At 40.6% G+C, this 4,325-nt stretch carries 4 protein-coding genes and 1 pseudogene; 3 read left to right on the top strand and 2 right to left on the bottom strand.

What is annotated here, in order from left to right:
* A partial coding sequence (locus BN871_RS25915) for a DUF262 domain-containing protein (RefSeq protein ID WP_048750054.1) occupies window positions 1-739 on the bottom strand: 739 nt, incomplete at its 3' end.
* A gap of 350 nt (window positions 740-1,089) precedes the next feature.
* On the opposite strand from BN871_RS25915, the gene BN871_RS28110 reads away from it, so the two are divergent.
* Both BN871_RS28110 and BN871_RS25905 read left to right on the top strand, forming a co-directional pair.
* On the top strand, window positions 1,090-1,341 hold the full coding sequence (locus BN871_RS28110; protein WP_048750053.1) for an SAM-dependent DNA methyltransferase: 252 nt from the start codon (window positions 1,090-1,092) through the stop codon (window positions 1,339-1,341).
* A complete protein-coding gene (locus tag BN871_RS25905) occupies window positions 1,331-2,608 on the top strand; it encodes an Eco57I restriction-modification methylase domain-containing protein (protein ID WP_048750051.1) in 1,278 nt (425 codons plus the stop codon). The genes BN871_RS28110 and BN871_RS25905 overlap by 11 nt, the downstream gene beginning before the upstream one ends.
* 35 nt (window positions 2,609-2,643) lie before the next feature.
* Here the strand turns inward: BN871_RS25905 and BN871_RS25900 are convergent, their stop codons facing one another.
* Window positions 2,644-3,717: a BsuBI/PstI family type II restriction endonuclease gene (locus BN871_RS25900; RefSeq protein ID WP_048750050.1), complete on the bottom strand. Its 1,074-nt coding sequence runs from the start codon at window positions 3,715-3,717 to the stop codon at window positions 2,644-2,646.
* A 181-nt stretch (window positions 3,718-3,898) separates the two neighbouring features.
* Here BN871_RS25900 and BN871_RS27280 point away from each other — a divergent pair.
* A pseudogene (locus tag BN871_RS27280) lies at window positions 3,899-4,325 on the top strand (JAB domain-containing protein); the annotation flags it as partial.

The following is a 4,325-nucleotide window of genomic DNA, read 5'->3' as shown; positions in this document are numbered from 1 at the left end:
TGTCTTCTCTATTTATTTCATCCAGGTTACTATGCCTAGCAACAATGAATCTGACGACCATTTCCATATCATTTTGTTGCTCCACATTGTTGTCGGTTAGAGGCAAACAATCTTTAAAGTTTTCATACTCGTTTAATTCCTTAATAGCTAAATAAAGGTCTCTATTAATCATAACGAGTAGACAGTTTCTAATCTCTTGAGGACTAAGATGAGCTCCACCTGTATTCAATCTTTGAAAGAGTTCATACTTTGCATTAGGGTCACTTGATTTTTCTACTATTTTAATATCTAGCTTTGCGCGTTTAATAAATCTTCTTTGCGCCTCGTCTAAGCTATTTTCTTCATCTTCTGATTCCCAGAACTTTCCTTCAAGTGAGGGTAAGAATTTTGTTTTAATTAACTTACTTGCTGCTACTTCCTTAATTTCACCATTTAAATCATCGCTCTTTAAAATTCCCATAAACTCAAAAATTGTAGAAAGTCTCTGAAGACCATCAATTACATCCCATACACCTTCCTTGGTTTGATACACAAAGATAGGTGGAATCGGAATTCCCAGTAAAATGGATTCAATTAGATTGGACTTTTGTTTTATATCCCATCTGAATATCCGTTGGAATTCGGGATGAAGATCCATGTCTCCATCCTTGTAGATATTTGAAAGCTCTCCTATAGACATAGGATAACTATCAGTCATGATTACTTTTGACATTAAAGTAATTTCATCTTGTAAGGACATGAAAGCACCTCTTCAAATTTTTGTGTTCATAGCACATTTGAAATTATACCTCAATATTCCATATGCTAGCTAATCAAAACTTAACTTACAACAACTCCCTTTAGCCTTCCGGGAACTAATGTTCCCATTTTTCTTGACATTGCCCAGGTGCAAGTGTATGATTTAGCTCAAGGTGAAGCACACGTAATAAGGAACTCCTTATTTGCGTTGTGCTTCTTCTTTTGCAGTTAACTAGATGTCCTTAATATTTCCAGATGCCATGTGCATAGACTGGGTCATCAACATTCAGTAAAATAATAAAATCGGAACTGCGCATTTCGTTCTAGGTGTGCATTAGGAGGATTGTAGCCTTGGCACAAATTAATACTCTTGCTGAGATTAATCGTGTTCGGAGAGAAGTTGGAGCGACAAAAGACAGAGCACTTAAATCAGAACTCGGACAGTTCTTTACCAGTTCAATTGTAGCAAGTTTTATGGCTAAGATGTTTGACAACAACGAGAGTCATGTTAAAATTCTCGATCCTGGTGCAGGTGTAGGAATACTGACAGCTGCTTATATTGAACGCCTATGCAAGAAAAAAAAGAAAACCCGTGAGTATTGACGTTGTGGCTGTAGAAATTGATGAAGCGCTTATCCCCGTCATAACTAAGACGCTAGATCTTTGCTCTAAACTTTGCCAAAAAGTAGGAATCGAATTTTCATCCAGAATCGTAAACCGTGACTTTCTTGAATTTGGGCTTCAACTAATTACTAATCAAGATAACACGACCTTTACTTCAATTATTGTGAATCCGCCATATAAAAAGATTGCTGCGGATTCCACAGCTCGAATTCTTTTAAGACAAATCGGAGTAGAAACAACTAATCTTTACACTGGGTTTGTAGCGGTTAGCAAACGACTTTTGGCTGAATCCGGCCAATTAGTTGCGATCACCCCCCGCAGCTTTTGTAATGGAACCTATTATACTAAGTTTCGAGTGGACTTTCTCTCAGACATGTCCTTTAAAAAAATACATTTGTTTGAATCAAGAAGGGAAGTCTTCAGCGAAGATGATGTCTTGCAGGAAAACATTATCTATCTTGCGGAGAAAAATAAAAATAACAGGTATGTAAGTATTACAACTTCTGTCGGTACGATGACACCATCCCTATCCTACAGGCTCCATAAAAGCCACCTCGTCCATCCTAATGATGAGGATATGTTTATCAGATTAGCAAAAGATCGAACAGAAGTTGCTCTTAAAAATGCTCTAAAAGGAATCTCGTCAACGTTGGAACAGATAGGTCTACAAGTTTCCACAGGGAGAGTCGTTGACTTTCGTACAAAAGAAAATCTAAGATATGAAGATGAAGATATAGGTGATGATGTTGTTCCATTGATATATCCACTTCATTTTTCTAACGGACATATTAATTGGCCTGTCTCCTCGGCTAAGAAGCCAAATGGAATTCACTTAAACAATGACACCATTAATTTGCTCTTACCTAGTGGAAACTATGTCCTCGTTAAACGTTTCTCAGCAAAGGAAGAACCAAAGAGGGTTGTACCTGCCATTTACGATCAATCGAAAATTGAAGCAGACTTTGTTGGATTTGAAAATCATGTGAATTATTTCCATACCAATAATACTGGTCTGCCCCTTGAATTAGCCAAGGGTCTAGCACTTTACTTGAGCTCAACAGTTATTGATCGCTACTTTCGTCAATTTAATGGTCATACTCAGGTGAACGTCGGAGACTTAAAAAGCTTGCCATATCCGACTAAGAGCCAACTTATAGAAATGGGCGAATTGATTGGTGAAAATTTTCCGGAACAAGAAGAGGTTGACCTAATTATTGAAAGAACTCTAGGGGTTACAGCAAATTAAAAGAAGCTGCCTGCTACCGGGCAGCTTTTTGACCTCTAGAGCATCAACAGGTCCACTAGAGTCAAGCTTTGCTTTGGTGTATCAATCAGGTGGATGATTCTCTCAGGCTCATCTGCGAACCAAACAAATGATCCCCACGCTAGACTTCCTTGAACTCTTCGATATGCTGAATCAGACCTTGAAGCAAATACCGTTACAAAAGTACATTCGTGTTCCTGCAAGCCACTCTCTCCAGCAAACTCTAACAACTCTCTTTTCCGATCATTCGAGATCGGCCCATCTGTATGAACGATTTCGATGAAGACTAAACAGAATTCTTTTCTTCCAGTTTCTGCTATGATAACATCTGGCAACGCTCTCTTGGGATTCAGCGCAAGCCGCAGACTTTGTAGAAGCTTACCGAATTTCCAATGAACCTTATCTGCGGATTCACTAATCAAAAGGACTTCGGGCTTCTCCATAAAGTTCTTTGCAAAAATCTCAACGGCTGCCTTGGTTAACACAGAACTCATTCCAGAAGCTAATGGATGCTTAGTATGACCAAACTCCACAAAAATCTGACTTCTACGTTCTTGTTCCCGCAGACTCTGAAGAATAAGCGCCCCTTTTGCCAAATGAAGTTCTTGCCATTTCCGAACGGATACTTCTAACAGTTCACCAATGAGAGACGGATTTAATAATTCAACAAAGTCTCTTGCAAGAAAATATCTTGGCTTGGATGAGGTCACTGGAATTCCAGGCACTTCACAAACAGCTCCCAGCTGCTTCAGCGTTGCAATGGTATCATCTCGGATCGGCTCACGAGTATTTTCACTGTACCACCGCTCTGGGTCGTTTGGCTTTTTAGCCCCTAACATTACTGAAAGCCACATTTCCCTTTCTAGCCGAGATTGCTTCTTTGACTGCTTGTCAGTCATAACAGTCACGGTTGAAGGGCGTATTCTCCCACTTTCCCCTTCAATTGCGAAAGAATACAGCATAACAAAAACAGTACGAGCTGCCGTTATATTTCTGGCATAATTGGCGTCATCAACATTTTCAGGAATAATCACTTGCAAACGTTCTTTAATTTCATTGATATCAGGTAACGAAGATTCATACCAGTTCATGAACAATTTACCTCCTTCTATGTAGTGCCTGTAGGATACTATACAAGGACTCTATCTGCAATTTAATATTCTATACTTCAGACAACTTTTACGACTTCAGATCACTCGTCGGATCCCAGCCCGGCACAACGGAAGAGTGGTTCGCAGGAATGCTAGACGGGGTGTCTATTTTCCTGTGACGATGGATCCCTCGGATTCCCCTCAAGGAATGCTTGCGAAAAGAGTTCAGGTTGTTAGCCTGCGAATGGTAAGCGAATCGAGTTCGATTTTCTACCCGAACCGAAAGATCCGCACCCCGGCGGATGCGGCAGCGCTTATTTGCCAGTTCATCGGGGACTGTGACAGGGAAACATTCTGCATCCTTTGCCTGAACACGAAGAACGAGCCGACCGCCATCCATCAGGTTTCTACCGGAACGCTGAACGCATCCTTGGTACATCCGCATGAGACTTTTAAACTAGCAATCCTCGCGAATTCCGCTTCAATCGTCGCTTGCCACAACCATCCTTCCGGGGCGTTTGCAAGACAGCGGATGCCTGCTTGGTATCGATCTTCTTGACCACATCATACTCGGAAACGGTAATTTCGTAAGCCTGAAGGAACGGGGA

The organism is Paenibacillus sp. P22 (assembly GCF_000469945.2).
In the GTDB taxonomy this organism is placed as follows: Bacteria; Bacillota; Bacilli; order Paenibacillales; family Paenibacillaceae; genus Paenibacillus_O; species Paenibacillus_O humicus.
Note: the sequence above shows the minus strand (reverse complement) of the source record. Positions and strands in the feature narration are given on the sequence as shown.

Bases quoted from the DNA above. Each gene is read 5' to 3' on its own strand.
- BN871_RS25900 (WP_048750050.1), bottom strand. From the start codon at position 3,717: ATGAACTGGTATGAATCTTCGTTACCTGATATCAATGAAATTAAAGAA.